General features: G+C 74.4%; 14 protein-coding genes and 1 rRNA gene. 4 read left to right on the top strand and 11 right to left on the bottom strand.

Going from position 1 to position 17185, the window contains the following annotated elements; translation table 11 throughout:
* Nucleotides 1-15 precede the first annotated feature (15 nt).
* Together Saso_RS04455 and Saso_RS04450 are read left to right on the top strand one after the other, a co-directional pair.
* Entirely contained in the window at nt 16-1398 is a 1383-nt protein-coding gene (locus Saso_RS04455; protein WP_189927639.1) for an FAD-binding oxidoreductase, read from the top strand.
* 51 nt (nt 1399-1449) lie between these two features.
* A complete protein-coding gene (locus Saso_RS04450) occupies nt 1450-3093 on the top strand; it encodes a PucR family transcriptional regulator (protein ID WP_189927640.1) in 1644 nt (547 codons plus the stop codon).
* A 4-nt stretch (nt 3094-3097) separates the two neighbouring features.
* Here the strand turns inward: Saso_RS04450 and Saso_RS04445 are convergent, their stop codons facing one another.
* The 5 genes from Saso_RS04445 to Saso_RS04425 all read right to left on the bottom strand — a co-directional run bounded on the left by Saso_RS04445 (nt 3098) and on the right by Saso_RS04425 (nt 8943).
* A complete protein-coding gene (locus tag Saso_RS04445; RefSeq protein ID WP_189927641.1) occupies nt 3098-4231 on the bottom strand; it encodes a glycosyltransferase family 4 protein in 1134 nt (377 codons plus the stop codon).
* Nucleotides 4232-5020: 789 nt separating this feature from the next.
* Nucleotides 5021-6739: a DNA repair protein RecN gene (recN, locus tag Saso_RS04440; RefSeq protein ID WP_189927658.1), complete on the bottom strand. Its 1719-nt coding sequence runs from the start codon at nt 6737-6739 to the stop codon at nt 5021-5023.
* A gap of 155 nt (nt 6740-6894) precedes the next feature.
* The gene (locus Saso_RS04435) at nt 6895-7800 is read right to left on the bottom strand and encodes an NAD kinase (protein ID WP_189927642.1); all 906 of its coding nucleotides are present in this window, start codon (nt 7798-7800) and stop codon (nt 6895-6897) included.
* Nucleotides 7797-8612, bottom strand: coding sequence for a TlyA family RNA methyltransferase (locus Saso_RS04430; protein ID WP_189927643.1), 816 nt, complete (start codon nt 8610-8612; stop codon nt 7797-7799). The genes Saso_RS04435 and Saso_RS04430 overlap by 4 nt, the downstream gene beginning before the upstream one ends.
* Nucleotides 8613-8619: 7 nt before the next feature.
* Complete coding sequence (locus Saso_RS04425) at nt 8620-8943, bottom strand: hypothetical protein (protein WP_189927644.1); 324 nt, start codon at nt 8941-8943, stop codon at nt 8620-8622.
* 42 nt (nt 8944-8985) lie between these two features.
* Here Saso_RS04425 and Saso_RS04420 point away from each other — a divergent pair, with 42 nt between their 5' ends.
* Nucleotides 8986-9333 (top strand): SCP2 sterol-binding domain-containing protein, encoded by a 348-nt coding sequence (locus Saso_RS04420; RefSeq protein WP_189927645.1) that lies wholly within the window; start codon nt 8986-8988, stop codon nt 9331-9333.
* Here Saso_RS04420 and Saso_RS04415 read toward each other — a convergent pair.
* The 4 genes from Saso_RS04415 to Saso_RS04400 form a co-directional block, all read right to left on the bottom strand.
* Nucleotides 9317-10141, bottom strand: a complete 825-nt coding sequence (locus Saso_RS04415) for an ABC transporter ATP-binding protein (protein WP_189927646.1) — start codon at nt 10139-10141, stop codon at nt 9317-9319. The genes Saso_RS04420 and Saso_RS04415 overlap by 17 nt on opposite strands.
* A gap of 58 nt (nt 10142-10199) precedes the next feature.
* Nucleotides 10200-11261, bottom strand: a complete 1062-nt coding sequence (locus tag Saso_RS04410) for a FecCD family ABC transporter permease (protein ID WP_189927647.1) — start codon at nt 11259-11261, stop codon at nt 10200-10202.
* A complete protein-coding gene (locus tag Saso_RS04405; protein ID WP_189927648.1) occupies nt 11258-12301 on the bottom strand; it encodes a FecCD family ABC transporter permease in 1044 nt (347 codons plus the stop codon). Before Saso_RS04405 ends, Saso_RS04410 begins: the two co-directional genes overlap by 4 nt.
* Before the next feature lie 71 nt (nt 12302-12372).
* A complete protein-coding gene (locus tag Saso_RS04400; RefSeq protein WP_189927649.1) occupies nt 12373-13401 on the bottom strand; it encodes an HAD hydrolase-like protein in 1029 nt (342 codons plus the stop codon).
* Between the two features lie 73 nt (nt 13402-13474).
* On the opposite strand from Saso_RS04400, the gene Saso_RS04395 reads away from it, so the two are divergent.
* The gene (locus Saso_RS04395; RefSeq protein WP_189927650.1) at nt 13475-14758 is read left to right on the top strand and encodes a DUF1015 domain-containing protein; all 1284 of its coding nucleotides are present in this window, start codon (nt 13475-13477) and stop codon (nt 14756-14758) included.
* A 103-nt stretch (nt 14759-14861) separates the two neighbouring features.
* Here the strand turns inward: Saso_RS04395 and Saso_RS04390 are convergent, their stop codons facing one another.
* Complete coding sequence (locus Saso_RS04390; RefSeq protein ID WP_194540239.1) at nt 14862-15671, bottom strand: tetratricopeptide repeat protein; 810 nt, start codon at nt 15669-15671, stop codon at nt 14862-14864.
* 1373 nt (nt 15672-17044) lie between these two features.
* Nucleotides 17045-17161 (bottom strand): 5S ribosomal RNA (rrf, locus tag Saso_RS04385).
* Nucleotides 17162-17185: the final 24 nt, after the last annotated feature.

Below are 17185 nucleotides of genomic sequence, written 5' to 3'. Positions count from 1 at the left end.
GGAAGGGGGCGCCACATGGCCTCCCCATCGAAGGCGGGCGTGGCCCTTGCCGCGCTGCGCGAGGATCTGGTCGGCGACGTGTTCGCCCCGGGGGATCCCGGTTACGACGAGGCCCGGACGGTCTTCAACGCGATGATCGACCGCCGTCCGGCCGTGATCGCGCAGTGCGTGGACGAGTCCGACGTCGTGCGGACGGTGCGTTTCGCCCGTGAGCTGGACCTGCCCCTCGCGGTGCGCGGGGGCGGGCACAGCGTCGCGGGCATGGCCCTGGGCGACGGGGCCGTGGTGGTGGACCTGCGTCACATGCGCGCGGCCTTGGTGGATCCCGAGGCGCGGACCGTGCGGGTAGCCGGCGGGGCCACGATGAGCGATCTGGACCGCGCCTGCCAGCCCCACGCGCTGGCCACGACCGGCGGCCGGGCCTCCACCACCGGCGTCGGCGGCTTCGTCCTCGGCGGCGGCACCGGCTGGCTCGACCGCCGGTTCGGCCTGGCGGTGGACAACCTGCTCGGCGTCGAACTGGTCACCGCCGAGGGCCGGCTCGTGCACACGGACGCCGACGAGAACCCGGACCTGTTCTGGGCGCTGCACGGCGGCGGCGGCAACTTCGGCGTCGCCACCGCCCTCACCCTGAAGCTGCACGAACTGCCCGAGTTCTCCATCGCCCTCCTGCTCTTCCGGCCCGAGTTCGGCCCCGAGGTCACCCGCACCTACCGGGACGTGATCGCGGCCGGCCCGGACGAGGCGGGCGGCGCGGTGCTCTACCTGACCGGCCCGCCGGCCGAGTTCGTCCCTCCGCACCTGGTGGGCACCCTGCTGTGCGGGATGCTCCTGACGTACGCCGGCACCGAGGAGGACCTGCGCAAGCTCGCGCAGCCGCTGCTGGCGCTGCCGCACGAGGCGGAGGTCGTCGGGGCGATGCCCTACGCCGACGTCCAGTGCATGCTCGACGACCCGCCGGGCATGCGGAACTACTGGTCGGCGGAGTACCTGACGGGCGCCCCGGACGACTTCGTCGACGTGTACTGCGCCCGCGGTCTCGCCCTGCCCGTGCCCACCGGCACCATGCACGCGCTGTTCCCGCAGGGCGGCGCGATCGGCAGCGGCCCCCACGAGTTCCCCGTGCCGTACCGGGACGCTCCCTGGGGCGTGCACCCCTTCGGGCTCTGGGAGGACCCGGCGGACGACGAGCGGTGCGTGCGGTGGGTGCGCGACGTCCGGGCCGACGCACAGCCGTGGAGCACGGGAGCGGTGTACCTGAACTTCATCGGCGACGAGGGCGCCGACCGGGTCGTGGCGGGCGTCGGCGAGACGAACGCCCGGCGCCTCGCGGACGTGAAGCGCCGGTACGACCCCGACAACGTGTTCCGCTTCAACCACAACATCCGGCCCGCCTGAGACACGGCCCGCGGATGTCACCGCAGGGCCCGCGCGGGTAGCGTCCGCTGCATGGACAGCCGCCCCGACCACCGATTCGACAGCAGCAGCGCCGGTATCACCGTGCGACGCGCGCTGGAACTGCCCGGCCTGCGCAGCGGACTGCCCGAGATCCTCGCGGGCGCCGACCGGCTGGGCCGCACGGTGCGCTGGGTGCACGCGGGCGAGGTGCCGAACATCGCCTCGCTGCTCAAGGGCGGCGAACTGCTGCTGACCACCGGCTACGGCCTGGGGACGCGTCCGGCCGAGCAGCGGGTGTTCGTGCGGACCCTGGCCGAACGGGGCATCGCGGCCCTGGTGATCGAGCTGGGCCCGCGCTTCGCCCGGCTGCCCGCGGCCCTGGTCGAGACGGCCCGCGCGACCGGGCTGCCCCTGGTGCAGCTGCACCGCGAGGTGCCGTTCGTGACGGTCACCGAGGAGATCCACACCGAGATCGTCAACGGCCACTACGCGCTGCTCCAGCAGGCCGAGGAGGTGCACCGGCGCTGTACGCAGGCCCTCCTGGGCGGGGGCGGTACACCGCAGGTCCTGGGCATCCTGGCGGACTTCGGCGACAACCCCGTCTTCCTGGAGACGACCGAGGGCCAGCTGCTGTACGCAGCCGGGGCCGGTCCCGAGGGTACCGATCCGCTCCAGGTGTGGGAGGGGCTGCGCGGGCCGCACAAGGACGCGCCGCCGCCGGCCGGCTCGGTGCTGGTGGACGTGCCCGGGGGCGGGCCGGGGACGGGGTCGGTGCGCGCCCGGCTGGTGCTGCTGCCCGTGCGGGGGCCGCTGGCACCCGTGCACCGGATCGCCGCCGAGCGGGCGGCCGGGATCCTGGCCGTGGTGCTGATGCAGGCCCGCCAGGAGGAGGAGCTCGCGGCACGGGGCCGCGGCGACTTCCTCACGGACCTCGCCGAGGGCCGGATCGTCGCGGAGGACGCGCCGGCGCAGGCCCGGGTCCTCGGCTTCAAGCCGGGCACCGGCCCCTTGCTCCCGGTCGTCATGCGGCTGGGCGACGGCCTCGCCCCCGGCGGCGGCTGGGCGGTGCTCGCGCGGGCGGTCGCCGAGGAGCTGGCGTCGGTGGGTGTGCCCGCGCTGCTGGGCGTGCGGCCGGTGGAGGGCCGGGTGCCGCTGCTGCTGGGGCTGCGGTCGGAGCAGGAGCGGCCGGCGGTCGCGGACCGGGTCGCGGCGGCGCTGCGGGCCGGGGTGGAGCGGGCGGGGATGCAGCGGCCCGGCGCGCAGCCGCCCGTGGTGGTGGTCGGGATGGCGGGCGGCTGGGCGGCGGCCTCGGCGGGGCTGCGGCACGCGGCGGAGACGGCGACCGCCGCCCAGGGGCTGCCGGACCGTCCCTGGTTCGACGCCCGCCGGCTGGACATCGACCTCCTGCTGTGGCGGCTGCGCGACCACCCCGACCTGGCGGCCTTCGTGGACCGCGCGATCGGCCCGGTGCGCGACCACGACCACCGCTCCAAGCCGCCGCTGCTGCCCACCCTGGAGGTCTATCTGGCGCACGCGGGCCGCAAGGCCGAGACGGCCCGCGAACTGCACCTGAACCGCCAGACGCTGTACAACCGCCTCGCCCGCATCGGTGAGTTGCTGGGCACCGACCTCGACGACCCGCAGACGGTGCTGGCGTTGAGCCTGGCCCTGCGGGCCCGGCGGCACGTGCCGTGAGCCGTCAGATCATCGGCTGGGGCTGCGTCAGCTCGTCGTAGACGCTGAGCACCTGGGCGACGGTCTCGTCCTCGGTGGGCCAGCCGGCCGCCTGCCGGGTGCCGAGGTCACGCAGCTGCTCGGCCCGTCCCGGGTCGTCGAGGAGGCGGACGACGGCCGCGGCGAAGGCCGCCGGGTCGTGCGGCGGGACCAGTTCGGCGGCGTCGCCGACGAGTTCACGGATGCCGCCCGACACCACGGCGACCAGCGGCACGCGCGCGTGCAGCGCCTCCTGCGCCAGGACCGACCGCGACTCCCCGCGGCCGGGCAGCAGGGCCAGATCGGCGGCGGAGAGCAGCTCGCTCACGTCGTCCCGACGTCCGAGGAGGCGGACCGGCAGTTCCTCGTCCTCGATGCGGCGCTGGAGCTCGGCCCGCTGCGGCCCCTCCCCCGCGACCACGACCAGCGGCGACGGGTCCAGCTCGCGCCACACGCGGGCGGCGTCCAGCAGGAGCCCGTGGCCGCGACGGCGCTCCAGGGAGCCGACGGCCACGAACAACGGGCGTCCCGTCGCGCCGAGTTCGGCCCGCAGCTTGGCCGACCGCGGTCCTGCCGCCTCGGTGCCCTCGTGTGCGGTCCGGCGGGACCGGGGCAGCGCCACGGCGGCGAGCCGGGCGTCGCGCGCGCCCGTCCCGCGGGCCCGGTCGACGAGGTCGGAGCTGGTGCCCAGCAGCACGGTCGCGGCCCTCGCGACCCGCCGTTCCAGCAGCCTCAGCAGATGGGCGCGGGCGCCCTCGGCGTGCGCGCGGTCGTGCCAGGTGACGATGAGCGGGGTGCGTCGGCCGCTGAGCGCGAGGACGGCCCGGAAGGAGGCGTGCAGCCCGTGCGCGTGGACGAGGTCGGCGTCGGTGCAGGCCGCCCGGAGCACCGCGACGGAGCCCGGGTCGCTGCTGCGCGGCACGTGCACGTGTGCGGCGCCGGTACCCGTGAAGTCGTAGGCGTCGTCGGCCTCGAAGGGGGCGCACACCGTCACCCGCACGCCCCGTGCGACGAGCCCCGCGGCCAGGGAGCGCACGTGCGCGCTGCTGCCGGCGTTGCCGCCGCCCAGCACCTGCACGGTGCGCAGCGGCGACTGGCCGTGCGGTGAGTGGCTGCTCACGTGGCCGGGCTCCTGGTTCGGCGTCGGACGGTCACGAAGAAACGTACAGAAGGACCGGGCGGAGGGGTGGACCGCCGGAAGTCCTCCACGCACTACGCCCAAGGATGCCAGCACGCACGGGTGTTCCGTGCCGCCGAGCGCCCTGACACCCGGTCACAGCGCCTACGGCATCACCCGCACGGGTGAGCGAAGTCGGGGTTCCGTTCGATTACCCGAATACCGACCTCGCCGTTTCGCTCACCCGGTCCCCGAACACCCCCGCGGTCACCACGGCGACGGCGTGCGCGAGCGGATCCGCACGCCCGTTCCCGGCGGCCACCGCCGCCCCGGGCAGCGCGCCCCGCGCATGCGCCCCGCGCTACCCTGACGTCCCGCCGCCGCGACCGGCGCCGTCCACGGGCCGTCCCTCCGTCAGCGCGCCCGCCGAGACCCCGGACAGCTTCACCGCGCCGCGCATCACCGGCACCGGCACCGGCGACACCGTCCTAAGTCCCGCAGGCCCCGGCGGCGACCAAAGCGAACGCGGCGGCCGGGGCAATACGGGCCGCCGTGAGCGCGCCCGCCAAGGCGATGGGCGGGCCGGGGTGCGGCTCGGCCGTCCGGCCCGCGTGGTTCGTCCGCTTCCGGCGTGCGCGCCGCACGGGACGGCACCGCGCCCAGCACGGCAGTCGCCGTCCAGGTCGTCCCGGCCGGGCCGGGGCGGGGCGGCCGCCGCGGCCGGGGCCGCGTCGTGTGCCGCGCGCGTGGATCCGGCCTCCTCCTGCGGGAGGAGGCCGCAGGGCGTCCTCCTCAGCCGTCCGCGCGGGCCGCCGCCAGCAGCTCCTCCGCGTGCGCCCGGGCCGTCTCGGAGTCCTCCTGGCCCGCCAGCATCCGCGACAGCTCCCGGATGCGGTCCTCGCCCTCCAGGACCTTCACCCCGGACCGGGTCACCGAGCCGTCGTTGGTCTTCTCGACCAGCAGCTGCCGGTCGGCGAACGCGGCGACCTGCGGGAGGTGCGTCACGACCACGACCTGAGCGGTCCTGGCCAGCCGGGCGAGACGCCGCCCGATCTCGACGGCCGCCTTGCCGCCGACCCCCGCGTCGACCTCGTCGAAGAGGTACGTCGGCACCGGGTCCGTCCCCGCGAACACGACCTCCACCGCGAGCATCACACGCGAGAGCTCACCGCCCGAGGCGCCCTTCGCGATGGGCCGCGGCGGCGCCCCCGGGTGCGGCGCGAGCAGCAGCTCGACCTCGTCCACGCCGGCCGGCCCGTAGGCGACCGGCCGGCCGCCGACCTCGACGCCCTCCGGGTCCTCGCTCTGCCGGATCTCGAAGGACACACGCGCGTGCGGCATCGCCAGCGACGCCAGTTCGGCGGTCACCGCGGCGGCGAACCGCTCGGCGGCCTCCGTGCGCGCGTCGGTGAGCGCCTGGGCCAGGCCGCCGAGCTCGCCGCGCAGGGCGTCCCGCTCGGCGGTCAGCTCGTCGATGCGCTCGTCGTCGCCGTCCAGCTCGGTGAGCCGGGCGGCGCTGCGCTCGGCCCAGGCGAGCACCGCTCCCACGTCCTCGCCGTACTTGCGGGTGAGGGCGGTGAGCGCGGCCCGGCGCTCCTCCACGGCCGACAGCCGCAGCGGATCGGCGTCCAGGTCGTCGGCGTACCCGGCGAGCTCGCCCGCCACGTCGCCCAGCAGGATGCCGATCTCCCCGATCCGGTCGGCGAGCGCCGACAGCGCCGGGTCGTGCGAGCGGACGGCCTCCAGGGCCCGCTGCGCACCCGCCACGAGCGTGGTGGCCTCGATGCCCTCGGGGTCCTCCGGAACACCCGCGAGGGCCGCGTGGGCGGCCGTGGCGGCGGACGACAGGGCCTCGGCGTGCCCGAGCCGCTCCGCCTCCTCCGCCAGCTCCACGTCCTCGCCGGCCCGCGGTTCCACCGCGGCGATCTCGTCGAGCCCGAAGCGCAGCAGGTCGGCCTCCTGGGCCCGCTCGCGCGCGCGGGTGACGATCTCGTCCAGCTCGGCGGTCACGGCCCGCAGCCGCCGGTAGGCCCCGGTGTACTTGGCGAGCGGCACGGTCACCGCGTCGCCCGCGTACCGGTCGAGCGCCTGCCGCTGCCGGGACAGTTTCAGCAGCCCCTGCTGGTCGGTCTGCCCGTGGACGGCGACCAGCTCGTCGGCGAGCTCGGCCAGCACGCCCATCGGCACACTGCGCCCGCCCACGTGCGCCCGTGACCGCCCCTCGGCGGAAACGGTACGGCTGATGAGCAACGCCCCGTCGTCGAGCTCGGCCCCCGCCTCCTCGGCCCGCACCAGCACCGAGGCGTCCGCGGGCAGGGCGATCCGCCCCTCCACGACCGCCTTCTCGGCGCCGATCCGCACGAGCGCCGGGTCCGCGCGCCCGCCCAGCAGCAGCCCGAGGCTGGTGACCACCATGGTCTTGCCCGCGCCCGTCTCACCCGTGACGGCGGTGAAGCCTGGCGACAGCTCGACGACCGCGTCGTCGATGACTCCGAGCGACCGTATCCGCATCTCCTCCAACACGGACACGACCTTACGAGGTCGCGGGGAGGAAGTGCGACGCCCCCCGCCCCCGGAAGCGGAAGCCGCAGGTGGACGAAAGCGGAGAGGCCGCACTTATCACCCGGGCGGGTGGACGGCCTCCCCGGGCCGGGGCGCGCGGGCGGCTACTGCCGGGCGCCCCGCCATCCGGAGACGGGCAGGGCGAACTTCGCCACCAGCCGGTCCGTGAACGAGGCGTGGTGCAGTCGGGCGAGCCGCACCGGGACGGCGCCCCGCCGCACCTCGACCCGCGCCCCCGCGGGCAGCTCGACCGTGCGCCGCCCGTCGCACCACAGCACGCCCGGCGGGATGTGCGGCAGCACCTCCACCGCGAGCACGGAGTCGGGCGAGGTCACCAGGGGCTTGGCGAACAGCGCGTGCGCGCTGATCGGCACCATGAGCAGCGCCTCGACCTCGGGCCACACCACGGGACCGCCGGCCGAGAACGCGTACGCGGTGGACCCGGTCGGCGTGGACAGCACGATCCCGTCGCACCCGAACCCGGTGACCGGCCGCCCGTCGATCTCCAGGACGACCTCGAGCAGCTTCTCCGCGCCCGCCTTCTGCACGGCCGCCTCGTTGAGCGCCCAGTCGGTGTGCACGATGTCGCCGTTGCGGTGCACGACGACGTCGACGGTCATCCGTTCCTCGACCTCGTACGCCCGGGTCACCACCCGGTCGACGACCTTGTCGAGGTCGTCGCGCTCGGCCTCGGCGAGGAAGCCGACGCTCCCGAGGTTGACGCCGAGCATCGGCACCCCCGAGGCCCGCGCGAACTCCGCGCCGCGCAGCAGCGTGCCGTCGCCGCCGAGGACGATGAGCAGCTCACACCCTTCGAGGCACTGCGGAGTGGCCTCGGAGACCAGCTCCACCTCCTGGGGCAGGGGCAGGTCGGCGGCCTCGTACTCCAGGACGCGTACCCCGATGCCCTCGCGCAGCAGGCCCTTGACGACCAGCTCGGCGCTGCGGATGGCCGCGGGCCGCCCGGTGTGCGCGAGCAGGAAAACAGTACGAGCTCGGTTCTGAGTCAACGCGGCCCCTCCGCAACTGCACGGTCGACGTCGGCCGGGTCGAGGGCGGGCGCCCCCGCCCTGAGCCACAGAAAGTACTCGACGTTGCCCGACGGTCCGGGCAGCGGGCTGGCCGTGACACCCCGCACCCCCAGCCCCAGGTCCCACGCCTTGGCGGCCACACCCCGCACGGCCTCCGCCCGCAGCTGCGGGCTGCGTACGACGCCCCCGCTGCCGAGCCGTTCCTTGCCCACCTCGAACTGCGGCTTGACCATCATCACCAGATCCGCGTCCGGCCCGGCGCACCGTGCCAGAGCCGGCAGCACCAGCCCCAGCGGGATGAAGGACAAGTCCCCCACGACAAGATCCACAGGCTTCCCACCGATCGCTTCAAGCGTCAACTCGCGTACGTTCGTACGGTCCTTGACGGTGACGCGTTCATCGCTCTGAAGAGACCACGCGAGTTGTCCGTATCCGACGTCGACGGCGACCACGTGCGCGGCCCCGGCCCGCAGCAGCACATCGGTGAATCCGCCGGTCGACGCGCCGGCGTCCAGCGCCCGCCGCCCCTCCACGACGAGCCCCCGCGGCACGAAGGCGGCCAGCGCGCCGGCCAGCTTGTGGCCGCCCCGGGACACGTAGTCGGGGTCGTCGCCGTCGACGGCGACGACGATCGCGGCGGCCGTCTCGACCTGGGTGGCGGACTTGGTCGCGACGGTCTTCCCGACGGTGACCCGCCCGGCGGCGATCAGCTGGCCGGCGTGCTCACGCGAACGCGCGAGCTTGCGGCGGACCAGCTCCGCGTCCAGACGGCGTCGTGCGACTCCTGCCACGTTCGGTTCAGCTCCTGTGTCGGTACGGCACCGGGGGCGCCGGAGGTCCCGGGCGGGCGTCGAGCGCGGTGAGCGCGTCGCGCAGCCCCCGGTGTACATCCTCGTACACCTCGACGTGTCCGTCGGTGGCGAGGTGGTCGGCGTCGGCCAGCCGGTCCAGCAGGGCGTCCACCTCCGCGTCACCGGTGGGAACGCGGGGGACGGCCAGCGGGGCGGGCGCGGCGGGATCGTGCTCCGGTGGCTCCCGCCGCTCGAACGGCTCGTCGGGGCCGGTCTCCCGACCGGACTCCGGTACGGTCCCCGCCGCCGCCTGCGGCGCTGTGTCGCTCATGCCCAGACGGTACTCCGAACACCTGGGGTACCGTCGGTCGCCATGGCCACGACCGAAGAGTGCCGCGCCGCACTCGAGAAGCTCTCCGACTCCATGCGCAGCGCCGAGGGGGACGTCCGTACGGCCGCGGCCCTGGACCGGTCGGTGAGCTGCCGGATCACCGATCTCGACATCACGTTCGTCGGCCGGATGACGGACGGCCGGATCGTCGTGCAGGACACCCTCCAGGGGCCTCCCGTCGAGAAGGCGCAGATCAGGCTCGCCATGACCGGCGACGACCTGGTCGCGCTGGTCGACGGCGAGCTGAACTTCGCCAAGGCCTGGGGCTCGGGCCGGGTCAGGCTCGAGGCGGGCCTGCGCGACCTGTTCCAGCTCAGGAAGCTTCTGTAGCGACCGCCCGCCCGGCCCGCGCCCGGGCCTTGCGGGCCGCGGGCACCACCAGCGGCGTCCCCGTCTCCGGGTCGTCGACGACCTGGCAGCGCAGCCCGAACACCTCCTCCACCAGAGAGGCCGTCACGATGTCGTTCGGCGCGCCCTGCGCGATGATCTCGCCGCCCTTCAGCGCGATCAGATGGGTGGCGTACCGGGCCGCGTGGTTGAGGTCGTGCAGCACCGCGACGAGCGTGCGTCCCTGCTCCTCGTGCAGCTCCGCGCACAGGTCCAGCACGTCGATCTGGTGCTGGATGTCGAGGTACGTCGTCGGCTCGTCGAGCAGCAGCAGCGGCGTCTGCTGGGCGAGGGCCATCGCGATCCACACCCGCTGGCGCTGACCGCCGGACAGCTCGTCGACGTACCGGTCGGCGAGCTGGGCGACACCGGTCTGCGCCATGGACTCCCGCACGACCCGCTCGTCGTCGTCCGACCACTGGCGCAGGATGCCCTGGTGCGGATAGCGTCCGCGGCCCACGAGGTCGGCGACGGTGATCCCGTCCGGCGCGATCGACGACTGCGGCAGCAGCCCCAGCGTCCGGGCGACCTTCTTGGCGGGCATCGACTGGATCGCCTGCCCGTCGAGCAGCACGCGGCCCCGGCTCGGCTTCAGCATCCGCGACAGCGCCCGCAGCAGCGTCGACTTGCCGCAGGCGTTCGGGCCGACGATCACCGTGAAGGAGTTGTCCGGTATCTCCACCGACAGCTGTTCGGCGATGACCCGCTGGTCATAGGCGAGGGTGACGTTCTCGGCGGACAGGCGGTTCACGGTGCTCCTTCGGTTGTCCTGATCGGGCGGGCGGCCGCCGCTGACCGGCGCGCGCCCCTCATATCCGCCCCGCCCTGCGCTCGGTGACGAGGAGCCACAGCAGGTAGACGCCGCCCAGCACGCCGGTGACCACGCCCACGGGCAGCTGTCCGTCGCCGAAGAGGCGCTGGGAGGCCCAGTCGGCGGTGACCAGCAGGGCCGCGCCCATGCACAGGGACGGCACCAGGTTCGGGCCGGGCGAGCGGGTCAGCCGCCGGGCGAGCTGCGGCGCGGTGAGCGCCACGAAACTCACGGGGCCCGCGGCGGCGGTGGCGGCCGCCGTGAGCAGCACGGCGCAGACCATCAGCAGCAGCCGCACCCGCTCCACCCGCACCCCCAGCGCGTACGAGACGTCGTCGCCCATCTCCATCATCCGCAGCCCGCGCGCGTTGGCGAGGACCAGCGGCACGAGCACACCGGCCAGCGCGAGCAGCGGCCAGACCTGCTTCCAGTCGCGGCCGTCGAGCGTGCCGGTCATCCACACCAGCGCCCGCGCCGCGTCCACGAAGTCCGCCTTGGTCAGCAGATAGCCGTTGACCGCCGTGGCCATCGCCGAGACACCGATGCCGACGAGCACGAGCCGGTACCCGTGCACCCCCCGCCGCCAGGCCAGCAGGTAGATCAGCGCCCCGGTCACCAGGCCGCCCACCAGCGCGCCCAGGGTCACCTGGGCGGTGCTCCCGGAGAACAGCACGATCATCACGAGCGCGCCGGCCGTCGCCCCCTGCCCGAGCCCGAGCACGTCGGGGCTGCCCAGCGGGTTGCGCGACACGGCCTGGAAGAGCGCGCCGCCGAGCCCCAGCGAGGCGCCGACGAGCAGCCCCACGAGGACCCGCGGCAGCCGCAGCTCCTCGACGATGAACTCCTGGCCGGGGTCGCCGTCCCCGAGCAGCGTCCGCACGACGTCGCCGGCCGGGATCGGGTAGTCGCCGGTGCCGATCAGCACCACGCCCGCCACGAGCGCGGCGACCACCAGCAGCACGACGACGATCAGCGCCCGCGGCTCCAGCCGGAAGGAGAGCCCGCCGGGGGTCCGCAGCGCACGAGGACGGCCGTGCGGGGTCTTCTGCGCGCTCTTCACAGCTGGGCCGTCCTCCGCCGTCGTACGAGAAAGATGAAGACAGGGCCGCCGACGAGGGCGGTGATGATGCCGACCTGGACCTCCGAAGGGCGGGCGACGACCCGGCCGAGGACGTCGGACCCGAGCAGCAGCACGGGCGACAGGACGGCCGCGTACGGCATGATCCAGCGCAGGTCGGGGCCGGTGAACGAACGCACGACATGGGGGACCATCAGCCCGACGAACACGATCGGCCCGCAGGCGGCGGTCGCGGCCCCGCACAGCACGGTGGCGGCGAGCATCGACAGCGCCCGGGTGCGGTTCAGGTTCGCGCCGAGCGCCTTGGCGGTGTCGTCGCCCATCGCCACGGCGTTCAGCGGGCGGGCCAGGGCGAACGACAGCAGGGTGCCGACGACCAGGAAGGGCAGCACCTGCCGGATGGTCCCGTCGGTGGCCGAGGACAGCGACCCGACCGTCCAGAACCGCATCCTGGCGAGCGCCGCGTCATCCATGATCATCACGGCCTGGAGATAGCCGTAGAGCGCGGCGCTGATCGCCGTACCGGCGAGCGCGAGCCGCACCGGCGTGGCTCCCCGGCTGCCGCCCAGGAACCAGACGAGCGCGCCGACCGCGGCCGCCCCGAAGAAGGCGAACCACACGTATCCGTCGAGGCTCGTGACGCCGAGGAAGGTGATGGCGGTGACCACGGCCGCCGAGGCGCCCGCGTTGATGCCGAGCAGTCCGGGGTCGGCCAGCGGATTGCGCGTCAGGGCCTGGAGCACCGCGCCGGACAGACCCAGTGCGGCCCCGACGAGCAGCCCGAGCACGGTCCGCGACAGCCGCTCGTCGACCACGACGTCCGCGTAGGTGCCCGAGTCCTCGAACAGTCCGTGCAGGACCTGCGCGACGGACAGCTCCTTGGCGCCGACGGCGATGCTCGCCAGGGCGACCAGCAGCAGGAGCGCCGCCGAGGCGAGCAGCCCGACGGACCGCAGCGCAAGGCGTCTTGGAGGCGCGGGGGCGGTCTCCGCGCGCTGTTCGGGAACACTGTCGACCAACACGCAGTTAGGTTAGCCTACCCTGCCAACACCCTTCGCTCCCGGGCACCGACGGCGCCGCCCGTGGCCCGTGGTCACAGCCCCAGCCGCGCCAGCGCCTTTCCTCCGTCGAGCACACCACCGCGCTCGCCGGCCGCCGTCCAGGCCGCCGCGCACAACGCCCGCAGCCCGTCGAGGGGTTCGCCGTCCCCCGCCAGCTCCAGGCGTTCGGCGCCGGCGCTCGCGGTCCAGCCACCGCAGCGGAACCCGCCGCCTTCCTCGGTGACCTCCGGCTGGCCGGTGAGCATCCCCCGCAGATCGCTGTCCACGTACGTCGGCCGGTGCTGCGGCGGCGCGGCGAGCAACTGCGCCCCGTCCGTGACACCGGTGAGGACGAGCAGCGAGTCGACCTCGCCGTTGAACGCCCCCTCGATGTCCGTGTCCAGCCGGTCCCCGACGACCAACGGCCGCTCGGCGCCCGTGCGCAGGATCGTCTCCCGGTGCATCGGCGGCAACGGCTTGCCCGCGACCTGCGGCTCGGCGCCGGTCGCGATCCGCACGACCTCCACCGCCGCGCCGTTGCCCGGGGCGATGCCACGCCCGCTGGGGATCGTCAGGTCCGTGTTGGACGCGAACCACGGCACCCCGCGCGCCACGGCGTACGACGCCTCCGCGAACCGCCCCCACGGCAGATCGGGCCCGCCGAACCCCTGGACCACGGCCGCGGGATCGTCGTCCGCCGACTCCACCGGTTCGAGCCCGCGCTCGCGCAGCGCGACCCGCAGCCCCTCCCCGCCGATCACCAGCACCCGCGCGCCCGCCGGGACCTGCTCGCTGATCAGCCGCGCGACCGCCTGCGCCGACGTGATGACGTCGTCGGCGCCCGTCGGTATCCCCAACTCGGTGAGATGCCCGGCCACCGTGTCCGGCGTGCGCAGCGCGTTGTTGGTGACGTACGCGAGCCGCATCCCGTCCGCACGCGCGGTGGCCAGCGACTCGACGGCGTGCGCGATCGCGTTACCGCCCGCGTAGACCACCCCGTCCAGGTCGAGCAGCGCCGTGTCGTACGCCTCGCTCAGGGCCTGCCCACTGCCCTCGGGCCTCGTCCTGACGCTCCGGCTCATTCCACATCGCTCCTCGTTAGCTCCGCTTTCCCCCGATCATCCCGCATGCCGCCGACGGACGTACGATGCCGGGATGAACTCAGCAGGTCACTCGGAAGCGACGGCGCCCCGGGGCCTGGAACTCACCCCGTTCCGAGGCCTGCGCTACGACCCCGACCGGGTCGGCAGTCTCGCCGCCGTCACCTCCCCGCCGTACGACGTCGTGGTCCGCCCCGACGGCCTGCACCACCTCCAGGACGCGGACCCGTACAACATCGTCCGTCTGATCCTCCCCCAGGCCACCACCCCGGCCGCCCGCAACGAACAGGCCGCCGACACCCTGCGCCGCTGGCTGTCCGAGGGGGTCCTGACCACCGATCCCGAGCCCGCCCTGTACGTCTACGAACAGCGGCACGCGGACGGCATGCTCCAGCGCGGACTGATCGGCACCCTGCGCGTCTCGGACCCCTCGGAGGGCATCGTCCTGCCGCACGAGGACGTCATGCCGCACGTCGTCGCGGACCGCGCGGCCCTGATGCGCGCCACGCACGCGAACCTCGAACCCCTCCTGCTCACCTACCGCGGCAACGGCACGACGGCCGAGATCGTGGACCGCGCGGCGGAGCTCCCACCGCTCCTGTCCACCACCACCGAGGACGGCTACAGCCACCGGCTCTGGGCGATCACCGACCCCGCCGAGACGGCCCGTGTCCAGGCGGACCTCGCCGGCCACCAGGCCCTCATCGCCGACGGCCACCACCGCTGGGCGACCTACCTGCGGCTGCGCGCCGAGCAACCCTCCCCCAGCCCCTGGGACCACGGCCTGGTCCTCCTGGTGGACACCGCCCGCTATCCCCTGCGCGTCCGCGCCATCCACCGCCTCCTGCACGGCCTGCCGGTCGCCGAGGCCGTGGCAGCCCTCGACGGACGGTTCCGCGTCCGCCGCCTGGAGACCGACCTCCCGGAGGCCCTCGCGGCCCTCGCGGACGCGGCCTGCCCCGGCAACGCGTTCCTCCTCGCGGGCGACGGCGCCTTCCATCTCGTCGACCGGCCCGACCCGGCGCTCCTCGACCGGACGATCCCCACGGGGCTCCCCGAGGCCTGGCGCACCCTGGACGCGACGGTCCTGCACGCCACCCTCCTCGACCACGTCTGGCACATCCCCGAGGACGACCCCGCCCGCATCGCCTACATCCACGACACCGCCGCGACCGTGCGCAAGGCGGAACGCGACGGCGGTACGGCGGTCCTGCTGCACCCCGTCCGCGAGGAGGTCGTGCGCGATCTCGCCCGCCAGGGCGTCACGATGCCCCGCAAGTCGACGTCGTTCGGCCCCAAGCCCGCGTCGGGCCTGGTCCTGCGCGCCCTCGACCTCTGAGCCCGCGCGCCCTCACGACGCGCGAAAGGGCGGGACCCGGTGGCACCGGATCCCGCCCCTTCCCGTTGTCGCGACGCCGACGTACTGCGCCGGGACGTCAGTCCTAGTCGCGGTCGTCCGCGTCCCGCTCGCGCACGGCCCCGGCATCCGCCTCGGCCTCTGCTTCTACCGGCCCGTCGGCCTCGTCCGCCGCCTTCTCGACGACGGTCGCGTCGGTCCCGTCGGTCCCTTCCTCGTCCAGGGCGTCGACGAAGTCCACCCCGTCCAGTTCGGCGAGGCGGTCGGAGGCGTCCGTGCTGCCGTCGCGGTCGGCCTCGAGCGCCTTGGCGAACCACTCGCGCGCCTCCCCCTCACGCCCGGCCGCCAGCAGCGCGTCGGCGTACGCGTACCGCAGCCGCGCGGTCCACGGCTGCACGGAGCCGGCCGCCAGCTCGGGGCTCTGCAACGTCACGATGGCCGCGTCGAGCTGCCCCATGTCGCGCCGTGCGCCCGCCGCTACGAGCCGCATCTCCACCTGGCCGGCCTTGTCGAGCTTGTTCACCTCGGGAGCGCCGGCCATGTCGAGCGCCTTCTCCGGCCGCCCGAGCCCGCGCTCGCAGTCGGCCATGACGGGCCACAGCTCGACGCCACCGGTCATCCGCCGCGCGGCCCGGAACTCGGCGAGCGCCTCGCTGTACCGCTGGGTCGCGTACGCGGCGAATCCGCCCGCCTCCCGGACGGCGGCGACACGGGAGGCGAGCCGCAGGGCCACCTTCGAGTACCCGTAGGCGCCCTCGGGGTCCTCGTCGATCAGCCGCGCGACCATCACCAGGTTCTTGGCGACGTCCTCGGCGAGCGTCTTGGGCAGGCTCTGGAGCTCCTGCCGTACGTCCTTGTCGATCTCGTCGCCGGTGACGTCCTCCGGGATCGGCAGCCGCTTGATCGGCTCACGGTCCCGGTCCCGCTCGTCGCGGAATCGGGGTCCACCGCCCCGCCGGTCGTCCCTGCGGTCGTCCCGCCCGTCACGGCCCCGGTACCCGCCGGGCCGCCCACCACGGTCGTCCCTGCGGGGCCCGCGGTCGTCACGAGACCCACGGAAGCCACCGCCGCCACCGCTGCGGTTGTCGTCGCGGCGGCCGTAACCACGGTCGTCACCACGACGATCGTCACGGCGGTCGTCCCTGCGGTCGTCACGCCGGTCGTCCCGACGGAACGCGGGGCGCTCGCCGCCGCGGTCGTCGCGCCGGTCGTCGCGGCGGTCGTTGTCACGACGGAAGGGGGGACGCTCGCCGCGGTCGTCCCGGCGGTCGTTGTCGCGGCGGAAGGCGGGACGCTCGCTGCCGCGGTCGTCACGTCGGTCGTCGCGTCGGTCGTCACGGCGGAACGGGGGGCGCTCGCCGCGGTCGTCGCGGCGCGGGCCGCGGTCGTCACGCTGGAACGCCGGACGGGAGCCGCGGTCACCCTCACGACGGTCGTCGCGACGGCCACCGAACCCACCACCACGGCTGTCGTCACGCCGGAAGCCACCGCCGCCACCGCTGCGGTTGTCGTCGCGCCGGCCGTAACCACGGTCGTCACCACGACGATCGTCACGCCGGTCGTCCCTGCGGTCGTCACGACGGAACGCGGGACGATCTCCACGGTCGTCACGACGGAACGGCGGACGCTCACCACGGTCGTTGTCGCGACGGAAGGCGGGACGCTCGCTGCCGCGGTCGTCACGTCGGTCGTCGCGGCGGTCGTCGCGGCGGTCGTCACGGCGGAACGGGGGGCGCTCGCCGCGGTCGTCGCGGCGCGGGCCGCGGTCGTCACGCTGGAACGCCGGACGGGAGCCGCGGTCACCCTCACGACGGTCGTCGCGACGGCCACCGAACCCACCACCACGGCTGTCGTCACGCCGGAAGCCACCGCCGCCACCGCCACCGCGGTTGTCGTCGCGCCGGCCGTAACCACGGTCGTCACCACGACGATCGTCACGCCGGTCGTCCCTGCGGTCGTCACGACGGAACGCGGGACGATCGCCACGGTCGTCGCGACGGAACGGCGGACGCTCACCGCGGTCGTTGTCGCGACGGAAGCCGCCACGGTCACCGCGGTTGCCGCCGCGGTTGTCACGGTCCGCACCACTGTCCCGTCGCCGCTCCTCGCGCTCCGGTCGGTCGTCGGGAGAGTTGGTGGACATCGGTGACTCCTGTCTTCGGTACCGCAAACATTCTCGCGCACCCGGGTACCCGGCGCGCTCCGGAAAAACAAAAAAGGACCCCTGGTCCCAGCTGAACGCTGGGACCAGGGGTCCTTCCAAAGATTGTTCGGCGGTGTCCTACTCTCCCACAGGGTCCCCCCTGCAGTACCATCGGCGCTGTAAGGCTTAGCTTCCGGGTTCGGAATGTAACCGGGCGTTTCCCTCACGCTATGACCACCGAAACCCTAATGGTTTCGAGCGAACAA

This window comes from Streptomyces asoensis, assembly GCF_016860545.1.
Taxonomy (GTDB): Bacteria; Actinomycetota; Actinomycetes; order Streptomycetales; family Streptomycetaceae; genus Streptomyces; species Streptomyces asoensis.
Note: the sequence above shows the minus strand (reverse complement) of the source record. Positions and strands in the feature narration are given on the sequence as shown.

Coding starts and splice junctions, on each gene's coding strand:
- Saso_RS04455 (WP_189927639.1), top strand. CDS start 16: ATGGCCTCCCCATCGAAGGCGGGCGTGGCCCTTGCCGCGCTGCGCGAG.
- Saso_RS04450 (WP_189927640.1), top strand. CDS start 1,450: ATGGACAGCCGCCCCGACCACCGATTCGACAGCAGCAGCGCCGGTATC.
- recN (WP_189927658.1), bottom strand. CDS start 6,739: ATGCGGATACGGTCGCTCGGAGTCATCGACGACGCGGTCGTCGAGCTG.
- Saso_RS04425 (WP_189927644.1), bottom strand. CDS start 8,943: ATGAGCGACACAGCGCCGCAGGCGGCGGCGGGGACCGTACCGGAGTCC.
- Saso_RS04420 (WP_189927645.1), top strand. CDS start 8,986: ATGGCCACGACCGAAGAGTGCCGCGCCGCACTCGAGAAGCTCTCCGAC.
- Saso_RS04400 (WP_189927649.1), bottom strand. CDS start 13,401: ATGAGCCGGAGCGTCAGGACGAGGCCCGAGGGCAGTGGGCAGGCCCTG.
- Saso_RS04395 (WP_189927650.1), top strand. CDS start 13,475: ATGAACTCAGCAGGTCACTCGGAAGCGACGGCGCCCCGGGGCCTGGAA.